Origin of the sequence: Adhaeribacter radiodurans, from assembly GCF_014075995.1 — a bacterium.
In the GTDB taxonomy this organism is placed as follows: Bacteria; Bacteroidota; Bacteroidia; order Cytophagales; family Hymenobacteraceae; genus Adhaeribacter; species Adhaeribacter radiodurans.
Map to the genome: position 1 here is coordinate 4,614,958 of NZ_CP055153.1, position 21,039 is coordinate 4,635,996.

Below are 21,039 nucleotides of genomic sequence, written 5' to 3' on the forward strand. Positions count from 1 at the left end.
TAGAAAAAGAGAGCTAACGTTTTTTATTTAACCGTTAACTCTCTTTTATCTTGCTCTTATCTTAATCTTCCCTTAGCCTACTTTTTCTATTAAGTACCAGACAAATTAGTTTTATATACTTGCTGTTGAGATCAAAGTAAAAAATTATTAAAATTCTACTTATGCACTCAAAAGTCAAACATCTAATATCTTAATACCTTTGTCTCTTTACTTAGCGACTTAAAATTTAGTAAATTTTTATCGGACTAGTTACTTCCGGAAGTACGTATAATTAAACTTTTACACCGTTAAACTTACTTTTTTACCGGTTTTTGCGGCTAAAAATATAGCATCAATTATTTTTAAATCCCGCACGCCTTCTTCCCCATCCACGGGTACAACCGGCTTTTTGTTATCAAAAATAATAGCCGCCATTTCGTCCATCTGAATGGTTTGGTGGGTCATGTGCGGTTGCGTTAGTTCCCCTTTATGCGTCCGGCCTTTAATTGGTCCGTAACCCGTAGAAGGCTGCATTTCGGCAAATCCCTTTTCGCCGTTCAGGAAAAACTTGTCTAAGTTATTCATGGTGTAGGTCGACAAGCAAGAGGCGACTGCCCCGCTCGGAAAGCCTAACTGGAACTGAATAGTTTCGTCTACGCCTTCTTTAAATTTCTCCGGATTGGTTTTGGTTTCTTGTGCGGTTACCCAAACAGGTTCTTCCCCAATCATGTACCGGGCACCGTTAATAGAGTAAATACCAATATCCATCATGGCACCGCCGCCAGCCAGTTGCTTGTTTAAGCGCCATTGGGTAGGGTCGCCAATAGTAAAGCCCGATAATCCCTGAAAAAACAATACTTTCCCAAATTCCCCGTCTTTCCGCATCCGGATAACTTCCAGGGTTTTTGGCTCAAAGTGCATGCGGTAACCTACCAATAATTTTACGTTAGCCGCCTTGCAGGCATCTACCATGGCTTGGCCGTCTTTGGCATTAACGGATAAGGGTTTTTCGCAAATAGCGTGTTTGCCCGCTTTCGCCACCCGAATTACATGTTCCTTGTGCAAGGCATTGGGGGTAATTACGTACACCACATCAATATCCTTGTTATTCTTTATCTGGTCGAAATTATCGTAGTTGTAGCAATTTTTTTCGGGTATGTTGTACTTGCTTTGCCATTCTTTCAGTTTAGCAGGCGTGCCGCTAATGGCCCCTACCAGTTTAGCTCTTTTGCAAGATTGCATGGCATCGGCTACCCGGGTGCCGTAGCTGCCCAAACCCAGAATGGCTACCCGCAGCACCCGGCCCTGATACGGGTGATTGGAAAAGTCGGTTAAACTGCTTGGACTATAACCAGGCAAAAAAGGTATAACGGCGGCAGAAAGCGTAAGCTTTTGTAAAAAGTCGCGACGAGTATTCATGACAGATGATTTTATAATTTCGTTTAAAGCAATCTTAAAATTAGGTTTAAATATAGAGAAAGTATTCCTAAAACAAGCTTAAATTAAGAGGAAGAACCTATTAATCATTCGTCTTTAATTGCTTTTAGAGAAATTTACTTTTTACCTACTTTAATCAACTTTAACCTTAAAAATAGATATTTTTTATGTAGTCTGATAAAAGAAGTAGCACCCTACAATCTGAAGTTTTAGGCTAGTCCTCGGTAAATTAAAATATACTGAAAAATCAGTATTGTGTAGCAGCAGAATAGCCTCTATCTTTCAAAAGACAAAACTAAAACCTATGAAAGAAAAACATATTATTCTACGTTTGGCCCGGCCAGCCACCCGTGACCTTTTTTTAGGAGGAGGCCTTGTAAATGCCCGCGAAGCCGAATCGCTGGCGGCCGGAGTTACCGTAGAAATTGAAGAAATTGAGCGTAATCAAATTTCTACTCTCTCCCGCCATGCCGATGTAGTGGCCATTGCTCCTGCTATACCCATGAAATTAATTAAACCCGTTGCCGTGGAAGATGTAACGGACCCAACTGGCCAAGAAATTGCCTGGGGCGTACGAGCGGTAGGTGCCGATACTTCTCCTTTTACTGGTAGTGGTATTGTAGTAGCCGTACTCGATACGGGCATTGATGCCTCGCACCCGGCTTTTGCCGGCGTGAGCATTATTCAAAACGATTTTACCGGTGAAGGCAGCGGCGACCAGCACGGACATGGTACGCATTGCGCCGGAACTATTTTTGGCAGAACCACCGAAAACACCCGCATTGGCGTGGCTCCCGGCATAGAAAAAGCTTTAATTGGCAAAGTTTTAGGTTCACAGGGCGGCTCCAGCGAACAAATTGTAAGCGGCATACAATGGGCAGTAGATAATGGCGCAAATATTATATCCATGTTCTTAGGGATGGACTTTCCGGGTTTAGTAAAGCGCTTACAAGATAATGGCTTCCCGACGGAACTGGCTACTTCCCGGGCCCTGGAAGCTTACCGGACCAATGTGCAGTTATTCGAACGCTTAGTAGCCCTTATTAACGCAAAAGCTAATTTTATTCAACCAACCATTGTAGTAGCCGCAGCAGGTAACGAAACCCAAAGAGATACCAATCCGGATTTTGAAATTGCGGTCAGTCCTCCGGCGGTGGCAGAAGGTATTATATCCGTGGCAGCGCTCGGCGAAGACCCCGAAGGGTTTACCGTGGCGCCGTTTTCGAATACCGGAGCCACCGTTTCCGGACCGGGAGTAGCCGTGCTTTCAGCCAAAATGGGCGGTGGTTTTGCTTTAATGAGCGGCACCAGTATGGCCACTCCGCACGTAGCGGGAGTAGCTGCCCTCTGGGCCGAAAAAATTAAAAGTACCGGCGTTTTTAGTCCGGCCCAGTTAACTGCCCGTTTAATTAGCTCCGGCAACAGCACCGGTTTAAAGGCCGGCTTCGATCCTTTTGATATTGGTGCCGGTTTAGTGCGGGCTCCGCAATTGTAAGTTTTATTTTTTCCCCTTCTCTATATGGCAAGAGAAGGGGAATGCAACAGTTTTTATTTAAGAAGGGAAACCCAGGTTAATTGTATAAAATAGTTGTTCGTTATTAGTTGCTTGTTGCTAGATTAATTAAGACTTAAGTAGTCTTTTTTATAAATTAATTTCGAGGACAGAAATAAATTAAACAATTCTGTCACTCAGGAGAAAACCATTTGGCTACATAGCAGAATAGTTTCCTCTGAAGGACGCGAAAATCACCTTCCTCTACTTTAAGCTAATTTTAGCCACTTATACTCTTAACTAATTTCGTTAAAGTACTTATTTATTTCTTCGTTTTACATACTCTAAAATTTCTCAATTGCCTTCGGCATTTATTTGCCGGATGTATGTACCTAAATGAAAAATTTCATTTCTATTCCGTCTGATTACTTACCCCAGTACGATGAATTGTACGTTATCTCGGATTTGCATTTGGGAGGTACTACTGGCTTTCAGATTTTTAATGCGGGTAAGGAATTAGCAAAATTTATTTTGTTTTTGCGGGAAAAAGATCCGGAAAAGAAAATTGCTTTGCTGATAAACGGTGATGTAGTGGACTTTCTGGCGGAAAAACCGGCTTCTACTTTCGATCCGCAGGGAGCCCTAGATAAATTAGATCGGATTAGGAATGATTCCTCTTTTGTAATGATTTGGGATGCCTTACAAAGTTTGGTGGCTACTCCCAATCGCTATTTAATAATTAATTTAGGCAATCATGATTTGGAATTGGCGCTGCCTTGGGTGCGGGCGCATTTTCTTCAAATTTTATCTCAGGGTAACGAAGCGGCCCAAGGAAGAATTACTTTATCTTTTGAAGGAGCGGGTTATATTTGCCGCGTAGGCAAGGCCCAGGTACTTTGCGTACATGGCAACGAAGTAGACGAATGGAATGTAGCCGATTACGAAACTATCCGGCGGATTGGTCGGGATATTACCCAAGGGCGACCGGTAGAAAGCTGGATTCCGAATGCCGGCACTCAACTGGTAATTCAAATTATGAATAACCTTAAAAGTAAATTTCCTTTTATTGATTTACTTAAACCCGAAGCGCAGGCAGTACTTCCTACTCTTCTGGCCCTGGATCCGGAACAACAAGATAAGCTAAGTGCTATTGCAGCCACCGCCCGCCGGCTTTTGTGGGATAAAATAAAAATAGCCACTGGTTTTTTAGGCCCGGCAGCAAAAGAAGCAGCAAAAGAACTTACCCTACTGGATACAGACCAGCTAGCAATTTACCCTTCTGATGCCTACTATCTTACCGGAAAAACCAATAATGCAATAGATCACCAACAATACGCAGCCGAGCTAATGAACCTGACGGAGGAAAGGCTACGAAACAACGTACACCCGGTAGCCTTAATCGAGCAGGATTTGCGAAACCAAATTTTGGGTTTTTCTTCGGCCATTATAAAATTAATTAGAGGCGAAAACAGAAGTGAGGTGTTGCGGGAAGCACTCGAAAAGCTTCAGGAAGATCGTACTTTCGACTTAAAATCAGAGGATGAAACCTTCCACCGCTTAGACGAGCAAATGGGCGACAACTTTGATTTTATTATTGCTGGCCATACGCACCTGGAACGAGCTTTACCCCGGCAGAAGAAGAAAGGCTGGTACTATAATAGTGGTACCTGGGTACAGTTAATACAACTTAAAAAAGAAGTATTGCAAAACCAAACTGCTTTTGAGCAGGTATTTAACTCCTTAAAAGCAGGAACCATGGAGGCTCTGAAACCCTACGTAAACCAACGTTTAACGGTAGTAGTTATTACTTCAGAAGGGCAAACAACTAAAGGCCAATTGCAGCACGTTGAACTGAACACTTCCGGAGAGTTGGTATTTAGTAATATTCCTGAAAGTAAATCGAGTTAGAGAGATAAAATTTTCTTTATTTCTAATTCATAATTGCTAATTTTTAGTTTACAAAAGTACCAACACTCCATTCTAAGCTTATTTGTTGAAGTAAATAATCTAAAAACCATGCGCACCATCACGCTTGAACTATTACGCCACGGTCCGGCCCATAACCAGTTGCTTTCGCCGCTAACGCCTTATCTGGCTTTGTGCGAGAACCACGGGGCGGTTACCATTACCGTGCCGTTTGAGCACAACCAGTTCCTGCACCGATTAAGCGCGCTCGGTTATAAATTAGGCGAAGAATCCAGAATTTTTCAATTAAATGATACCGCCCGGGTTCTGGGCGAGATTTTGGGCAACATTCCCGGTTTAACCGCTGAATCGGGTAAAGACGATGATTCGGATGATAATTTAACGCACTTGCGGCTGATTATTTCGGCTTCGGAACTGGCCTTATTGCCTTTTGAGTTGGCTTTGTCGCCGAATGGTTTGCCCGGCTCTGGTCAGCATTTGTTATTACAGCCCCAAATGCCCATTTGCTTAACCCGCGAAATCCGCCGGGTTCCCGGCGAACAATTGCAACGGCCTTTAAAACCCCGCATTCTTTTTATTGCCGCTTCTCCGCCGGAGGTGGGAGAAATACCCGTAGAATCGCATTTGTTAACTTTGCGCCGATTAATTACGCCCTGGGTTAAATATTTTGATACCGACGACAAAGAAACGCAACGGCAGCGCATTGATGAGCATCTGGTTTTCCTGCCGGGTGCCTCCGTTGAAGAAATAGAAAAACAATGCGCTACCAATACTTTTACGCACATTCATATTCTGGCGCACGGGGTAGAACGCCGCGAAAACTACGATACCCGTTTTTTTCTGGCTTTACACAATGCCCATGATCCTTACAAAACCGAGTACATTAGTGGCGCACGTTTGGCCACCGCTTTACGCCCTTCTCAACGGCCCGATAGTGGCGGATTAGCCAAGCCGGTGGTAGTAACGCTTGCCAGTTGCGATAGCGGCAATGTAGGTTCGGTAGCGGGAGCGGGAGCCAGTATTGCCCATGCCTTGCACGAATCGGGCATTCCCATGGTGGTGGCAGGTCAGTTTCCGCTTACTTTTGCCGGTTCCGTTTGTTTAACCGATTGTTTGTACGAAGGATTACTCTGGGGTACGGACCCGCGGAGGCTGCTCTACGATTTACGACGGCGACTTTACGCTCAATTTCAGGATAAACACGATTGGGCCAGTCTTACTGCTTACGTATCGCTGCCGCCCAACTTTGAGCAACAATTGGCAGAAGTGCAAATTGCCCAGGCTTTACGCAGTATTAATGCCGCCATGAATCACGCCGACGAAGCTACCCGGCGGGTCTTTGCTCGCATTATGGCCCGACGCACGGCGGCCGATCCCAGTTCGGCTGCGAACCAAAGCAACGAAGAGGATGTAAAAAATTTATTAACCAATGCCTGGGAAAAAATAAAAGAAGCCAAGAAAAAACTCGAACGTTTGTTAACCCGCCTCCCCGATAAAAAATTAGAAATTTACGGGTTAATGGCGAGTACTGAGAAACGGCAAGCCGAAATTCTATTTTCCATCTCCCGCAGTTCATTCATAGATGATAAAACCCGTCAGCAAAACAAAAAAGAATCGCTCGACTTGCTGCAAAAAGCCCAGGATTATTATTGGAAAACTTTTATGCTTGATCGCTCTCAAAGCTGGGCTTTAGTGCAATATCTATCGCTTACCTTGCTCTTTCACAAGCTGCATTTCGACCCTAACCACCAGCACAAAGTTGCCTTCCCGGATGACAACGAAGCCGAAACCGAAAAAAAATTAGCAAATCTGCATACCATGGCTATCCTGTTATCGGAATATGATTTACGTAACCCGGATCGTGCCCGGGCCACTTGGGCGCACAGCAACTTAATTGAATTATATTTACTTTCTTCCCTCGTGCAACCTGCTCCCGAAGATGCCTGGAATCAAGCTATAAAATATACTTATGATTTTCTGGATCTGGCGGGCCGCGATTCTTTTGCCGTTTATTCTACCCGCCGGCAAATGCTGCGCTATGTAGAATGGTTTAAAGAATTAGCTGATTTGGGTAACCTGCCTCTACTGGCCGATGAAATTTTTAATAAGTTTCCGGAAGATGTTGAGGATGCCTGGAAGTAAAAAAGCTAAACAACTAATTATTAAGTCTTAACATATAAATTTTCAAATAATCCTTTAGCAGTTTTATAAATAAAAAGTTACATTTACTATACCCGTAAAAAGTAGATAGTATAATTCTATTTTCTACCGCTGTCCTTTTGCAAGCTTTTAAATAATAGTATCAAAATTCAAAAGGCAACCTTTATTTTAGTATTTTTTCTACTCTCCTGGTAAGTCCTAAAAACAGATTCCCACTTCTATTTTAGGCGCTTGCTATCCATTTATTCTTATTGGTGCGACCAGAATCTTTTTGCATTCTGCGGATATAACCTGCTCCCGCAACGGCTTTCGGTTTTTAATACTATTATTATGAACAGCCAAAATTACACGGTAAAAAATCACGAGGTAGAAGTAATTCCCTTTACTGCCTCAGATGGTTTTTTGTGCAACCTCATTAATTTAAAATCGGCCAAAGTACCCGATAAAGGCCCGGTTTTACTGGTACACGGTGCCGGGGTACGAGCCAGCATTTTTTTGGCTCCGGTGCCGCAAAATATTGTGGAATTTTTAACCGAGGCCGGTTTCGATGTATGGCTGGAAAACTGGCGTGCCAGTATCGACTTTGCCCCTAACCCATGGACCCTCGACCAGGCGGCTTTATACGACCATCCGGCGGCGGTTAAAAAAATAGTAGAATTAACCGGGGCTAAAACCATTAAAGCCATTATTCATTGCCAGGGGTCTACCAGTTTTATGATGGCGGCGGTGCAAGGTTTATTACCCGAGGTAAGTACGATTGTGTCGAATGCGGTATCACTGCACCCGGTAGTACCTCCTTTTTCCCGGTTTAAATTAGGTTATATGGTACCCGTAGTGGGCGGACTTACTTCTTACCTGAACCCACAATGGGGGCTCCACGCGCCTACCCTTACGGCTAAAATGCTGAATGCTCTGGTAAAACTCACCCACCACGAATGCGAAAACCAGGTGTGCAAACAGGTAAGTTTTACTTATGGTACGGGCTTTCCGGCCCTTTGGCGGCACGAGAACCTGAACGAAGAAACCCACGAATGGCTAAAGCAGGAATTTGCGCACGTACCCTTAACTTTTTACAAACAGATGAAACAGTCGGTACGAGCGGGACATTTGCTATCGGCGGGAGAAACGGGAGAAAAAAGTAAAAAAGTAATTTCGTATGTCGCAAATCAACCGGCTACCCAAGCTCGCATCTCGTTTTTTGCCGGCGAACAAAACTTGTGCTTTTTGCCCTCCAGTCAGGTAAAAAGTTACCAATACTTCAACCACCTCCGGCGCAATTTTCACAAACTTCGCCTTATTCCCCGCTACAGTCACCTGGATATTTTTATGGGAAAAGAAGCTTACCGCGATGTTTTTCCGCTGATGCTACAAGATTTAAGTAATTAGTCCATAGTCCATAGACAACAGTCCACAGTTATAAACATTTGATTATTAAAAATTACTAAATGCAATATCCGTCAACTTAAAATTAACTTATCCCTATTGCTTAGTCAATTTTAAAATGGCGGATTGGTTCACTTAAAACACGCTGACTAACAACAAATTTCACCTATGGACTATCGTCTGTCGACTATCGACTATGGACTATGGACTAAACAATTGAACCCTCAACGAAATCAGTAAAAGTAAAATTTATGCTATTCTCCTATCCATCAGAATCTTTACAATCGAACAACGAACAACCAATAACTAACAACTATTACAATGGCTATCCCTAAAAGATTATTAAAGCAGACCGGTAGATTTGCCCGGGTAGATGGCATCCCCTATGCTTTACCGGTAAACTCAGATAATGCGGCGGTAATTATGGCCGCATTCCCGGCTAACTACGAAATAGCCCGGTCTTTATTGCCAGGCAACGAAGTGCATCCGGTACGTTTGTTAAATGGCAAAGCTGTTTTTTTAGTTACCGTAGTAGATTACCGGAAAACCGATATTGGTAAATACATTGAATACAGCATTGCTTTAGCCTGCACCCACGGTTCCCGGCCGGCGCCGAAATTGCTGCCGGCTTTATTTATAAAATCTTACCAAACCGGGCAGTACATTTTAGATTTACCCGTTAGCACCGAAATTTCGGTAAAAGGCGGTAAAGGAATTTGGGGCATGCCCAAGCACCAGGCCAACCTGGATTTTATCGAAGGCTTGGACCTGATTAGTGCGCAATACGATTTAGAAGGAGAAATGGTAATGCGGCTGGATGTAAACCGTCCGTCGGGCTTAAAGCTGCCCATAAACATGGGAGCCGCTAATTATTGCCAGTTCCGGGGTATGCTCATGAAATCCTATATCTATTTTAAAGGCAAAGCCAGCATTACTTTAAATAAGAAAAACGCAGCCAGTGTTACCTTTGGCAATCACCCTAAAGCCACCATTTTAAAAAATCTGCAAGTAGAAAACCAGCCGCTCTTTACCGCCTATATTCCTAAAGCCACCGGCGTGCTCGACGATTATTTTGAAAGTTGGTTTTTGAGTTATCCGCAATTACCCACCACCGGGCCCGAAGGTTTAGAAAGTGTGATTGATTTAGGTTTAGGCGAAGAATGGCTCGAAAATCCTAACCGGATGCGCGTTACTAAACCCCAGATAGCTGGAGCTTAACCTTAAATTTTAGTGCTATGATAAACCAAACAAAAAAATTACTACTAGGAATCAATCATTCTCTTTTATTCTTATGTACCGCCATGTATTTGGGCACCGGTTGGTCATTGGTTTTATTTTCCTTTCCGGTTTCCGACCAGCTCACTCCCGCTAATTATTACCTGCAGTTTGTGCCGCAAGTAACCGCCGCTACTAAATTTTTCACCTACATGACTTTGGTAATGATTGGCGCCTCCCTGATTATGATTATTGCCGAATGGCGAAGCAACCTGCGGTGGTATCCTATTGGCGTATTACTCGGCGTAACTATGGCTACTGCTCTCACCATCATTTACATTATTCCTTACAACGAGCAAATGAGTGCCGGTATAACCAATGAAGATATTCTGCGCGATGTTCTGCAAAAATGGATGCGGCTAAACGTGATTCGCGTGAGCCTCTGGACGGCGCAGTGGCTTTGCATGATGGCTTATTTTTTTACTAAATACCTGAACTATGATACTGGAACAACTGCCTACCGCACCTATTACGCAAAAGCAAAAATGGCTCTATAAAATTATTTTGTTCATTGCCTGGATAACCATCCTGAGTGGCTTAGGCCAGGTACTGGCTGCCCCTTTTATCTTAAACCTGGTGGGGGCCGATCAAGATAAAACCAGTGCGCACTTTTTTGCCATTATTGGCATGTTTATGTTTTTATTCGGTGGCTTGCTGGTGCAAGTATTAACTAGCCGCCGAAAAGATCCTACCCCCGTTTTCTGGTGTGCCTTGCAAAAATTGGGGGCCGCTCTTGCCGTAGGTTTAGGAGTGTACCACGCTGTATTTAGCGCCATAGTCTTAGGTATTGCCGCTTTCGATTTATTATCGGGAGTATTATTAATTATTTATTGGCGAAACCTGGACCATTATAACAACTGGTGAAAAAGTAGTTGCTGGTTGTTGGTTGCTGGTTGTTCGCAGGCAATAAACTGACGCGAGCGTCCACGCTCGTGTCTACCCATTTGGTAGGCCTCTGGCCGGGCGAACCGATAAGTTTTTCTTAAATGCAAATCAGCAACTGTTTTCAACCGGCCAGAGGCCGGACGATAAGCATCACAAGCGAAGACGCTCGCGATAGGATTATAAACTTCGCCGGCTCCGGGGCAAACACGACGAACTAATCAAACAAGTTAGCACCGCCAACTGGAGCTCTGAAAAGGCTGCAAAGAAAGACAGTTAATTACCAATTAGTAAAAAACTAAACCCAAACATGAAATTCCTGGCCTATTTCTTCTTCTATACTTACGTGGGCTTACTCCTGCTAGCGGGTATTTGGGGAGCATTTGGCGCAGCCAGATTAGATCAGGAATTACTTTTTCAATTTAATGTAAAGCAGGTAAATGCCACTACAGCGGCCAGTATTTTAACGCAATACCGGTTTTTACGACTGCTCGAATTTGGGTTTGGCTTGTTTGCTATTCAATTCCGGAAAGAGATTTTTTCCATAACTCCTTTTAACCGGTTGTTTACCGGCATTATGTTTTTAGGAGCCTTGGTGCGGGTATTATCTTATTTTGCAGATGGCCCGCCGCTTTGGATATTTTACTTTTTTGCCACTTACGAAATGGCAGGTGTGTTGCTGATTTTCCTTTACACCCGCCACAAATTATTACCTTATAATGGTTAAATCAAATTCCTTACCGTTCCGGGTTCCGGCAGGTTACCAAGGGCCAAAACGTTCCTTAATTTTGGCGGGTGGCGGTATGCGGTTGGCTTATCAGGCTGGCGTATTAAAAGCGCTTGAAGAACATGGCCTGTGCTTTCACCATGCCGACGGCACTTCCGGGGGAATTTTTAACGTAGCCATGCTGCTATCCGGACTCACTACTGACCAAATATGCCAGAATTGGCGCACCCTGCGCATAAAAGATTTTGTATCTTATTTTCCGTTTAAAGAATACCTCAATCCTTTCCGGTTAATGGCCTTTGGTGATGCTGATGGTTTGCTGCATAAAGTTTTTCCGCACTTGGGCATAAATATTACCAAAATAAACACCGAGCCAGATATTACCGGCACTTTCAACGTTTGTAATTATTCTTATAAAATAAATGAAGCCATACCCCATCAACAGGTAAGTCTTTCTCATCTAATAGCGGGCGTATCGCTGCCTATTTTTATGCCAGCCGTTCAAATTAACAACGACTGGTACATCGATGCTGTCTGGATAAAAGATGCCAACCTGATGGAAGCCATTAAAAGAGGCGCCGAAGAAATCTGGCTCGTTTGGGCTATTGGCAATGAACACCAATACCGGAAAGGTTCTTTTAACCAATACGTTCACATGATTGAGATGAGCGCCAACGGTGCTCTATTCGCGGAATTTGACTATTTAAACGAACTAAATAACCGGATTAGAAAAGGAGATTCGCCTTACGGACAGAAAAATTTAATTCAGCTGCATATCGTCAAGCCCGAGTATCCCCTCCCCTTAGATACCGATTTGTATTTTAATAAAATAAACACCACCACGCTTATTGATTTGGGGTACGCCGATGCCAAAAACTATTTATTGAACAATAGGAAAAACCCGGCCGCACCTTCGCCCCATTCCACTAAAATGAAATCTCCGGGCGTTGGTTTTTCGCTGCGATTTAAATTAACTGGCAACTTATTCAACCAAATTACTACTATTCATCTATCGCTCACCCTGCCGGATATAGCTATTTTTATGCAGACGGAAGAGCCTTACCAATTAGCAGCGAATATCTATTTAAGCCAGCAATCAAGATTCTGCTATGGCTACAATGGTACTTTTTTTACTAAAAACAATGCCGATCAAACCAATAAACAAGTTGAATTCGGATTTCAGGTTCAAGTAGAAGATCAAAAGTATTACCTCCGCGGCCAGGTTGATTTAAACGCTGACCGGTTACATAAATATCAAATTCCTATTAGTTTATACCAAGGCGCTAGTACCGCCGGCACCTTGCTTTCTACTACTATTTTTACCATTACTCCTGCGGATTATAAGTACTTCCGGAAAAGCCTACAATTTTACCATACCCCTAACTGGTGGGCGAAAAGAAAAGCCAGCCGGGCTTTGCAAAACTATTTTTTAACCTATAAACAAATGCGGTTCACTTTATAAAAATTACAATACCATGGAAAAGCAACCAAAGGCCTGCCTGTCGTCGCCGATAACGGATATGCAACCGGAATATGAGGTAGTAGTGATTGGGTCCGGATACGGCGGCAGCATTGCGGCATCGCGACTAGCCCGCGCGGGTAAAAAAGTATGTTTGCTCGAAAGAGGGAAAGAATTTCAGCCCGGCGATTTTCCCGAAGACCAAGCGCAGGCGGCTAAGGAAATGCAATTTAATTTACCGCAACAACACCTGGGCTCTAAAACGGCTTTGTACGAGTTTCACATGAATAAAGACATAAATGTTTTTGTGGGTTGTGGTTTAGGCGGTACTTCTCTGGTAAATGCCAATGTGTGTATAGAACCCGACAAACGGGTTTTTAACGATGAAGTCTGGCCTCGGGAAATCAGAAACGACCTGGACTCTGTAGCGCGGGGTGTACAGCGGGCCCGGGAAATGCTGCGGCCCGAGTGCTATCCCGAAGGAAAAAACGGATACCCCGTATTACCCAAAACCGAAGCCATGAAAGTAGCGGCCTCGGCGCTTCACGAAAAATTTTCTTTCGTGCCCATAAATGTAAGTTTTCATACTCATATTAACCACGTAGGGGTATCGCAGCATAAATGCGACTTGTGCGGCGACTGTGTAACCGGTTGTAACTATGGAGCCAAAAACACCACCTTAATGAATTACTTACCCGATGCAATAAACCACCGCGCCCAAATATTTACCGAGGTAGCCGTGCAGTATCTGGAAAAAGTAAATAATAAATGGCTGGTTTATTATTGCTTACAAAATGCCGAACGCGAAAAATTTGATGCTCCTTTTCTGTTTGTAAAAGCCGACATGGTAGTACTGGGAGCCGGTAGTTTGGGCAGCACCGAAATTTTACTAAAATCAAAAGAAAGAGGCCTGGCGCTATCGCCCATGCTGGGTAAACGATTTACGGGCAACGGCGATGTGCTGGGCTTTGGCTTTAACAACGACTGTGTTATAAATGGTATTGGTTACGGTAAAAACAAACCGGGCGGTAAAATAAAAGCTGTTGGCCCTTGCATTGGCGGAGTAATTGACTTGCGCGGTAAAGAAAAACTGGAAGACGGCTTTGTAATAGAAGATGGTTCTATTCCGGGAGCTTTAGCCGGTGTTTTGCCGGGGGCCTTTATTTCTTTTGCCCGCCTGTTAGGGAAAGACACCGATAAAAATCTGAAAGATTTTTTAGTAGAAAAATTCCGGAAGATTAAAGCTGTTATTATGGGTGCTTACTCCGGGGCGTTAAACAACACCCTAACGTACCTGGTAATGTCGCACGACGATGCGAATGGTACTATGCGGGTAGAAGGCGACCGGATTCGGGTAGATTGGCCGGAAGTGGGCAAACAGCCAATTTTTAAAACGGTAAATAATAAATTGCAGGAAGCTACCAAAGCCTTAGGCGGAACGTACTTGACCAACCCATCGTGGAGCAAAGCTTTAAATTTTGATTTAGTAACAGTTCATCCATTAGGCGGCTGCGTTATGGGCGAATCGGCGGAAAAAGGTGTAGTAAACCATGCCGGACAAGTGTATGCCGGGGAACAAGGTACTGAATTGCACCCTGGCTTATACGTACTGGATGGCGCTATTATTCCGCGTTCGGTGGGCGTGAACCCTTTACTTACTATTTCGGCGCTGGCCGAAAGATGCTGCGAGCTAATAGCTCAGGATTATAAATTAACTATTCCGTATCATTTCCCGGCGGTAAGTCCGCAAGAGCAAATGATTAAGCCCGTAGGTATTCAGTTCACCGAAAAAATGACGGGTTACTTTTCTACCCGGGAAAAACAAGATTATACGCACGCGTTCGAACTCGGGCAGCAAACCGATTCGCCTTGTGAATTTACCTTAACCATTATCTCCGATAACCTGCAACGCATGTTACTTAGCGACCGGCACGAAGCCAAAATGGTAGGCACTGTTACGGTACCCGCTCTCTCGAAAAACCCGCTGGTAGTAAGTGAAGGAATTTTTAATTTGTTTGAAGAAGACCAACTGGCAGGTGGGGTTTTGAAGATGAATTATAACATGAAGCTACATGCCGTAGACGGGCAGAAATTTTACTTTAACGGCTACAAAGAAGTTTACGACAACCCTGGCTTTGATTTGTGGACCGACACCTCCACACTTTTTATTACTATTTACGAAGGCTCCGATAAAAAAGGCCCGGTAGCTGGCAAAGGCATCCTTAAAATTCAGCCTAAGGATTTTGCCGCTCAAATAACAACTATGAAAGCCTTAAATACTGCTAATCCCTTAGAAACGGCTCAAGCCTTAAAAGATTTCGGTTTATTTTTTACTAAAAGTCTGTACCAGCAATACGCGTAGCTTCATCTTAAATAATCGGCTTGCCAGAGGTTATTGCTCTGTTCTTTAACCAATAAAAGCAACCCGCACCTTCCATAAGTTGAAGAATGGAAATTCTTAATCTACTATCGTATAAAAGTTATTCGATTGATATCATAGTAAAGTGTTGGGTTAAATATTCTTTTACTATGCTCATTTACTTTTTCTTTGGAGCCGGTTCCCGTCTCCAGTTAGAGGTGCTGATGTAATGTAACTGTCTAAGTTTGCCTCGTGGCCGGCGGGCCTCTTTTGGCTCTTTCGGGCGGTTTAGCGAACCTTGGCTCACTCCGTTGCGCCATGCTGCTCCCGCAGCACCGGAACGCTAAACCGCCCGAAAGAGCCAAACTGGAAATTGTTGCTGGTAGCTCTGATTACTACTACTTATTAATTCCTCTAGTTAATAGTAACTTAATTTAACTCATCAGCTTTAGAAAACTAGTAATCACTACATAGTAAATAGGAAAAGCCAGTAAAAAAAAGAAAGGCTTTAGCCACCATGTAATGACACCAGTTTGGCTGTGGAGCACCTGCTAGGCTTCCGGTGCCGGAGGCATTCCGCAGACGGAGTCGAGGAAAGGAAGGATAGCAGGTGCTCCACAGCCAAACGAGGCCCGCCGGCCATGAGGCAAACTGGTTACTTGTCAAACTAGATAGCACCAGTACATGGAGACTTGGAAAGGCTCCAAAGAACAAAATCAAAGTCTGCGATAGCAACTACTTCTTACAATTAGATATTACTTACTCAAACCCTTTCAAAAAAATGAAATTTCGCGCTAAACCTGTACTATGGCTACTGTTATTGGCTTTTTTGACCCAAGGTTGTTTGCAACACTTAGGTCGCCAGGTGGGTGCTGGTATTCGGAAAGAGTTAAATCAAAGCAAATTGGATAGTGTCAGTCGTTCTCTTTCGCGGAGTGCCGCCCGGGGGCTTACCGAAGTATTGTTAAGCGACAGCGTACAAGCCCGGATTCGGGTACAAGTAGATTCCATCGGCCAACAGCTAGACAAACAAGTAGGCCAAACGACCATCCGGGTTCGGGATAGTTTAATGAGCCACACCACCGAAATCTGGTTGCAAAAAGTTTTAAACCAAGCCGGCGAAAATTTTCAGGCTCAGGGAAAGGCTTTACTCGCTAATATCCGAGGAGAAGAAACGGTGTTGCTGGTGGCAAAAATCCGTGATGAATTACTAAATGATTCTACGCTTAAACGAGCCGGTCTTTTTCGGGATGAGTTTTTGGGAGCAAAAACGCACGTTTTACTCGACTCGCTGGCCCAAAAAGTTTCGCGCGGCCTTTTTACCAACCAGATTAACCCGAATACGCAAAAACTACTAACCAGCGTGAAAAAAGCCGCCGATGAAAAAATAAGTCAGGCCAAAAGATTAATGTACGGGGCGGGAGGTTTAGCTATATTAATAGGTATTGGCGCATTTTTTATTTACCGGAATGCCCGCAAACATAAACAAACGCTGCAAATTATAACCAAGCAAATAGATAAAATCCCCAATCAGTTGTTGTATGATCAGTTAGTTCGAGCCATTCACCAGGAAACGGAAACAAAAGGTCTGGAATCGCATCTGCAACAAATACTAAAAGAAGAAAACCTGTATCAGCAACCAGAGTGGCAAAATAAAGATTATCAGGTTTTACAGTTAATGAGCCGGTATTTACAAAGTTTAAAAGACGATGCTACCGGCAAAGTTATTTTACAGAACTTAACCCAGGAGGCAAAAAAAGTAAATCTGGATGCCCAACTGAATAGCCTGATTACCCGCAGTACAGTGAACCAGGATCAGGCAACTGTACTTCCGGTATAATTCAAAAATTACCAGCCATCGTAACTGGTTTACTTTATTTTACTGCTCATTTCCCTGCTTACTAAGCAGAAAGAATCAATTGTAATGACAGAGCAGCAGAAATCTATTCTAGCAATAAATAAATGAAAATTAATCTTTAAATTTATAAGACCAACCCTCAAAACCATGGAACCCATTACTTTGAGTTACCCCTCGTTGCGCCGCCGGCTTTTAAGTTATTCGGTAGACTTGTTTTTTATTATTCTGGTATTTATGCTAACTGGAGTACTAATAGATTATGCGGGAGAAGCTCCTAACTGGCTACGTGGGTTTGTGTTGCTGTTTATGCTCTTTATATACGAACCTCTTTTTGTTTCCATTTTTGGAGGTACGTTAGGGCATCAACTTTTCCGGATGCGGGTAGTAGATGAAAAAACTTACGAAAATTTATCCTTTCTGCCAGCCATTGGACGCTTTTTAGTAAAAACTTTCCTGGGGTGGTTATCTTTTTTAACTACTACTTTTAATCCCCGCCGAAGAGCTATTCACGATTTAGCCGCTGGCTCGCTCATGGTTCAGGTGGGTTGATTATCGGTGGATAAAACCCATAAAATTTGCTTAATTTGCCTGAAACGAGAACTTACTCCGCCGAAAACTGCAACTCACCGGCAGCAGCCCAATCTAAATACACAAGTGCATTCGGCAAGGTTTGTAAAATACTAGCGGGCACCTGGTTCGTAACTTCCCCTTCCAGCGCTTGGGCCAGAATGGCGGCTTTTTTAGCACCAGCGGCAATTAAAATAGGAACCCGGGCTTCCTGAAAATGCTTTAAACCCAAAGTAATACCCTCGGTTAAGGCAGTGGGTTGTTTAAAGTACTTCTGGCCTACAGTTACGGTAACTTCGGCTAAGGGCATGTGGTGTGCGTACAAATCGAACGAAACGCCGGGTTCATTTAATCCAATGTGCCCGTTCATGCCTATTCCTACCAGCATTATATCCAGGGAACCGTGTTTTTGAATAATAGCATTTATTCGTTGGCATTCCTGGTCTAAATCGGGGGCTTTACCGTTAAACACAATGGCTTTTTCCGGAGAAATACCCAATGGACCAAATAAGTTTTGCTGAAGATAATAGCGGCAACTGCCTTCGTTGGTTTCGTCCAGGCCTACCCACTCGTCTAAGCCAATAAAAGTGCATTGACTAAAATCGACGTTGCCGGCCTGGGCGTACTGCAATAATTGCTGTAGCAATCCGGTCGGCGATTCGCCCGAAGGAAAACACAACAAGGCAGTAGGTTTCTGCTGTACATATTCCACAACAAATTCAGCTACTGCTTTCGACATGCTGTCGTAGTTATCTCCAATTATAATTTTCACGCTAGTGGTAAGTGGGTTTTACGTTATAACTTGTAGGTATTCAAAAAAACAGACTGGTAAATTACAATAAGTTAAATGGAACGCAATAATTTTATTGGGGTCATTCGGAAAGAATCTGGTGAGAACAGAGCAATAAAATTGAAATCAGAAAAGCAATCTCGCTTGATCTACAGTCCCTTATCCTTACACTAAAGATCGGCTATTGCCTTCAACTCACTAGATTCTTCCGGAATGATATAAAAATACCAGAAGTTTCAGCTATTCACTCCTACTCCCATTCAAACATTAAATTTCTACCACATCCAACTATTAATCGAACTATTTAGCCAGAGGTCAATTGGTTTGGCAACATCTGCCGTAAAAGGTAAACTTATTTTTTTACCTGCTCCCGCCGAAGCGTAAGCGGCGTAAATTATTTCCAACACAGCCCGGCCATCTTCGCCGGTTACCAAAGGGGTTTTATCTTCGCGTACGCATTCTATAAAATGTTTTAATTCGTGCGGGTAGCCTTGGTTAAAAACTTCTTCGAAAACGGTAAAGCTCCAGCCCTGAGTAGTATCGGCTTTTTCCATGGCGTAGCCATAACCATTTTTGCTGTAGGTAACAGCCGAATTACCCATAAATAAATCTGCGTAAATAACACCACCCGTTCCGTAAATTTCGCTGCGGTCGTCCATGCCGCCGTGCTTGGCCCAGCTATCTTCGGCTATACAAGTTACGCCATTTTTAAATTCTACAATCACTACCGAATTATCTTCGCCTTGCGTGCGGCCTTTGTGTAATACCGTGCTCATGGTAGCGTACACGCTGGCTACCGGTGCGTTGCCCAGCATCCACCGGAACCAGCCCAATGCGTGGCAGCCCATGTCCATTAATACGCCACCGCCGGATAAGTTTACGTCGTAAAACCAATCGGAGTGCGGACCGGAGTGCTTTTCGGATTGCTTTAGCATGTAAATTTCGCCTACGGCCCCTTCTTTTACTAAATGCCGGGCCCGCTCGTACTTAGGGGCAAAGCAAAGTTCTTCGGCGTACATGAGTTTTACCCCGTTTTGCTCACAAGCCGCAATCATAGCATCGGCCTCTGCCAGGGTTACCGCTAATGGTTTTTCTATAATTATATGTTTATGAGCGTCGGCAGCTATCAGGGTAGCTTTGGCGTGCAGGAAATTCGGTAAACAAATATCTACTACCTCGCAACCCGATTCCCGAATGGCTTTTTCGTAATCATCGTACCATTGCGGAATATGGTGTTTTTCGGCAAAAGCTTGCGCTTTTTCGGGATTACGGGCATAAACGGCTACTACTTCGGCCTCCGGAATAAACCGGTGGTAACACTCTAAATGAATATCGGAAATAAAACCAGCCCCCAGGATAGCGACTTTCGTTCTGTTCATAGTTCTGTTTACAATTTATTAGTTTACGGAAAGGTGCCTTTTGTTGAGCAAGCCGATAAGCTACCCAAACAATAGCGCAGATTAGTTAACTTCTATTGCAATTCCAATCCTGCCGAAGAAGAAATTTAAATTATACCGAAAGAATGAAAAGGACTAAATACCTAAGGCAAAAAAGCAAACTCCAGGAGCAAGCATCCACGCAGTTAACTACTATTCAGAAAACGCTCGGCCAAGACAATGAAAGGCTTTTTTAAAAAGTAATTTAGTAAATTTTCAGGAGCCGGACGATCATCGTCATCACCAGCGTGGCCTGCTCGCGCTATAACGAATTTAGTAGTTTGTAAAAGCTCTTCGTTGACGAAGGGAATAAGGTAAGAATTTTTTATTTTTATAAATTAGAATTGGGCAAAAGCAGGCAGTGAAGACACTGCCGATGGGCGATTAAATTCTGGTTTCATCGTGTTGCCACCGTTTGTGTCTTCACAAACTATTTTGCGAAACTTAAAAAATAACTTCCCTACCTTAAGCTGTTGCTATTGTTTGTGTACTTATATCATAATTAAACTACGTTTCAAGTTACTGGACAAGATTAATTTTATATACTGGATGTCGGGAGTATTACTAAAACGCCTAATATTCTAACATCTACTATCTAACCACTTGTGTCTCTTTCCTTACATCGCCCAGGCTTTTGTTCCTTTTTCGTAGGGAATACAACCTTCAAAACGACCCGGTACGGGTAGATAATTTAATGCTTTAGTGGCCCCGGGTTCCGAAGTAAAATAGCCCAATAAGGTGAGCTGCTTCAGCATAGTAAAATAATGACTGGGCTCGTCTTCTTTTTTACTTTTTTGGTAACTTTTCGCTTCTTTGTCTAAATTAACCAGCAAGGCGTGTTTCTCGGCCGCCGACAGATCCATAAAGGTTTTATCATACCCTGCTTTACTGGCGTCCTGTAATTTATTTAAACCTGCCGCAAAAATTTTCTGATCTTTTTCTTCGTAGCAATCAATTACCATGGTTTTAATAAAAGTACCAATATGCGCTGCTTTTGCGCCCGGCGAAGAATTAGTACCGGGTAAAATAGTTTCGGCTACCTCATCTAGCAAAGCAACCGTATTTTCGGAAAAAGACAGGGTTTCATCTGAGGCGCTACGCTGGCAGCCGGTTAAAAATACTTCGGCTCCAATAACCGCGCTTCCCATTAAATAAGCAACAGCAGATATGGCTTCTCTTCGGTTCATTACAGGTTTTTAATGAATGTAGTTGGGTTAACAATTTAAGAGTATGCAACTCATAATAACAGCTCTTTCTAAGTTAATTTTTCAGGTAGAGTCCATAAGTCAAATACTATTACCCCACTAGC

18 protein-coding genes are annotated in these 21,039 nt (G+C 43.4%); 13 read left to right on the forward strand and 5 right to left on the reverse strand.

The genetic code is table 11. The features are described 5' to 3' along the window. Nucleotides 1–279 precede the first annotated feature (279 nt). Nucleotides 280–1,398 (reverse strand): Gfo/Idh/MocA family protein, encoded by a 1,119-nt coding sequence (locus HUW48_RS18420; RefSeq protein ID WP_182412334.1) that lies wholly within the window; start codon nt 1,396–1,398, stop codon nt 280–282. 322 nt (nt 1,399–1,720) lie between these two features. Between HUW48_RS18420 and HUW48_RS18425 the strand changes: the two genes are divergently transcribed. From HUW48_RS18425 to HUW48_RS18455, 7 genes are all read left to right on the forward strand, one after another. Next, a complete protein-coding gene (locus HUW48_RS18425; protein ID WP_182412335.1) occupies nt 1,721–2,911 on the forward strand; it encodes a S8 family peptidase in 1,191 nt (396 codons plus the stop codon). Between the two features lie 393 nt (nt 2,912–3,304). After that, nucleotides 3,305–4,816, forward strand: coding sequence for a metallophosphoesterase (locus HUW48_RS18430; RefSeq protein ID WP_182412336.1), 1,512 nt, complete (start codon nt 3,305–3,307; stop codon nt 4,814–4,816). A gap of 108 nt (nt 4,817–4,924) precedes the next feature. After that, complete coding sequence (locus tag HUW48_RS18435; protein WP_182412337.1) at nt 4,925–6,976, forward strand: CHAT domain-containing protein; 2,052 nt, start codon at nt 4,925–4,927, stop codon at nt 6,974–6,976. Between the two features lie 348 nt (nt 6,977–7,324). Then, nucleotides 7,325–8,380: an alpha/beta fold hydrolase gene (locus HUW48_RS18440; RefSeq protein WP_182412338.1), complete on the forward strand. Its 1,056-nt coding sequence runs from the start codon at nt 7,325–7,327 to the stop codon at nt 8,378–8,380. A 318-nt stretch (nt 8,381–8,698) separates the two neighbouring features. Next, complete coding sequence (locus tag HUW48_RS18445; RefSeq protein ID WP_182412339.1) at nt 8,699–9,595, forward strand: acetoacetate decarboxylase family protein; 897 nt, start codon at nt 8,699–8,701, stop codon at nt 9,593–9,595. Nucleotides 9,596–9,612: 17 nt separating this feature from the next. Continuing rightward, nucleotides 9,613–10,149 carry a DUF1772 domain-containing protein gene (locus tag HUW48_RS18450; protein WP_182412340.1) on the forward strand — a complete coding sequence of 179 codons (537 nt, stop codon included), beginning with the start codon at nt 9,613–9,615 and terminating at the stop codon, nt 10,147–10,149. Next, complete coding sequence (locus HUW48_RS18455; RefSeq protein WP_246343545.1) at nt 10,091–10,516, forward strand: patatin; 426 nt, start codon at nt 10,091–10,093, stop codon at nt 10,514–10,516. Before HUW48_RS18450 ends, HUW48_RS18455 begins: the two co-directional genes overlap by 59 nt. Here HUW48_RS18455 and HUW48_RS18460 read toward each other — a convergent pair. Then, a complete protein-coding gene (locus tag HUW48_RS18460) occupies nt 10,501–10,662 on the reverse strand; it encodes a hypothetical protein (RefSeq protein WP_182412341.1) in 162 nt (53 codons plus the stop codon). The genes HUW48_RS18455 and HUW48_RS18460 overlap by 16 nt on opposite strands. Before the next feature lie 182 nt (nt 10,663–10,844). On the opposite strand from HUW48_RS18460, the gene HUW48_RS18465 reads away from it, so the two are divergent. From HUW48_RS18465 to HUW48_RS18490, 6 genes are all read left to right on the forward strand, one after another. Next, nucleotides 10,845–11,261, forward strand: a complete 417-nt coding sequence (locus HUW48_RS18465; protein WP_182412342.1) for a DUF4345 family protein — start codon at nt 10,845–10,847, stop codon at nt 11,259–11,261. Further along, nucleotides 11,254–12,723, forward strand: coding sequence for a patatin-like phospholipase family protein (locus HUW48_RS18470; protein WP_182412343.1), 1,470 nt, complete (start codon nt 11,254–11,256; stop codon nt 12,721–12,723). The genes HUW48_RS18465 and HUW48_RS18470 overlap by 8 nt, the downstream gene beginning before the upstream one ends. 13 nt (nt 12,724–12,736) lie before the next feature. Then, nucleotides 12,737–15,082 carry a GMC family oxidoreductase N-terminal domain-containing protein gene (locus HUW48_RS18475; protein WP_182412344.1) on the forward strand — a complete coding sequence of 782 codons (2,346 nt, stop codon included), beginning with the start codon at nt 12,737–12,739 and terminating at the stop codon, nt 15,080–15,082. 249 nt (nt 15,083–15,331) lie between these two features. Beyond that, nucleotides 15,332–15,517 (forward strand): hypothetical protein, encoded by a 186-nt coding sequence (locus HUW48_RS18480; protein ID WP_182412345.1) that lies wholly within the window; start codon nt 15,332–15,334, stop codon nt 15,515–15,517. Between the two features lie 343 nt (nt 15,518–15,860). Next, entirely contained in the window at nt 15,861–16,919 is a 1,059-nt protein-coding gene (locus tag HUW48_RS18485) for a hypothetical protein (RefSeq protein WP_182412346.1), read from the forward strand. A 165-nt stretch (nt 16,920–17,084) separates the two neighbouring features. Continuing rightward, a complete protein-coding gene (locus HUW48_RS18490) occupies nt 17,085–17,486 on the forward strand; it encodes an RDD family protein (protein WP_182412347.1) in 402 nt (133 codons plus the stop codon). 52 nt (nt 17,487–17,538) lie between these two features. Here HUW48_RS18490 and HUW48_RS18495 read toward each other — a convergent pair whose 3' ends face one another. The 3 genes from HUW48_RS18495 to HUW48_RS18505 all read right to left on the reverse strand — a co-directional run bounded on the left by HUW48_RS18495 (nt 17,539) and on the right by HUW48_RS18505 (nt 20,917). Then, a complete protein-coding gene (locus tag HUW48_RS18495) occupies nt 17,539–18,276 on the reverse strand; it encodes a glucosamine-6-phosphate deaminase (RefSeq protein WP_246343546.1) in 738 nt (245 codons plus the stop codon). A gap of 293 nt (nt 18,277–18,569) precedes the next feature. After that, the gene (locus HUW48_RS18500) at nt 18,570–19,673 is read right to left on the reverse strand and encodes a Gfo/Idh/MocA family protein (RefSeq protein WP_182412348.1); all 1,104 of its coding nucleotides are present in this window, start codon (nt 19,671–19,673) and stop codon (nt 18,570–18,572) included. Nucleotides 19,674–20,347: 674 nt separating this feature from the next. After that, nucleotides 20,348–20,917 carry a gluconate 2-dehydrogenase subunit 3 family protein gene (locus HUW48_RS18505; RefSeq protein WP_182412349.1) on the reverse strand — a complete coding sequence of 190 codons (570 nt, stop codon included), beginning with the start codon at nt 20,915–20,917 and terminating at the stop codon, nt 20,348–20,350. Nucleotides 20,918–21,039: the final 122 nt, after the last annotated feature.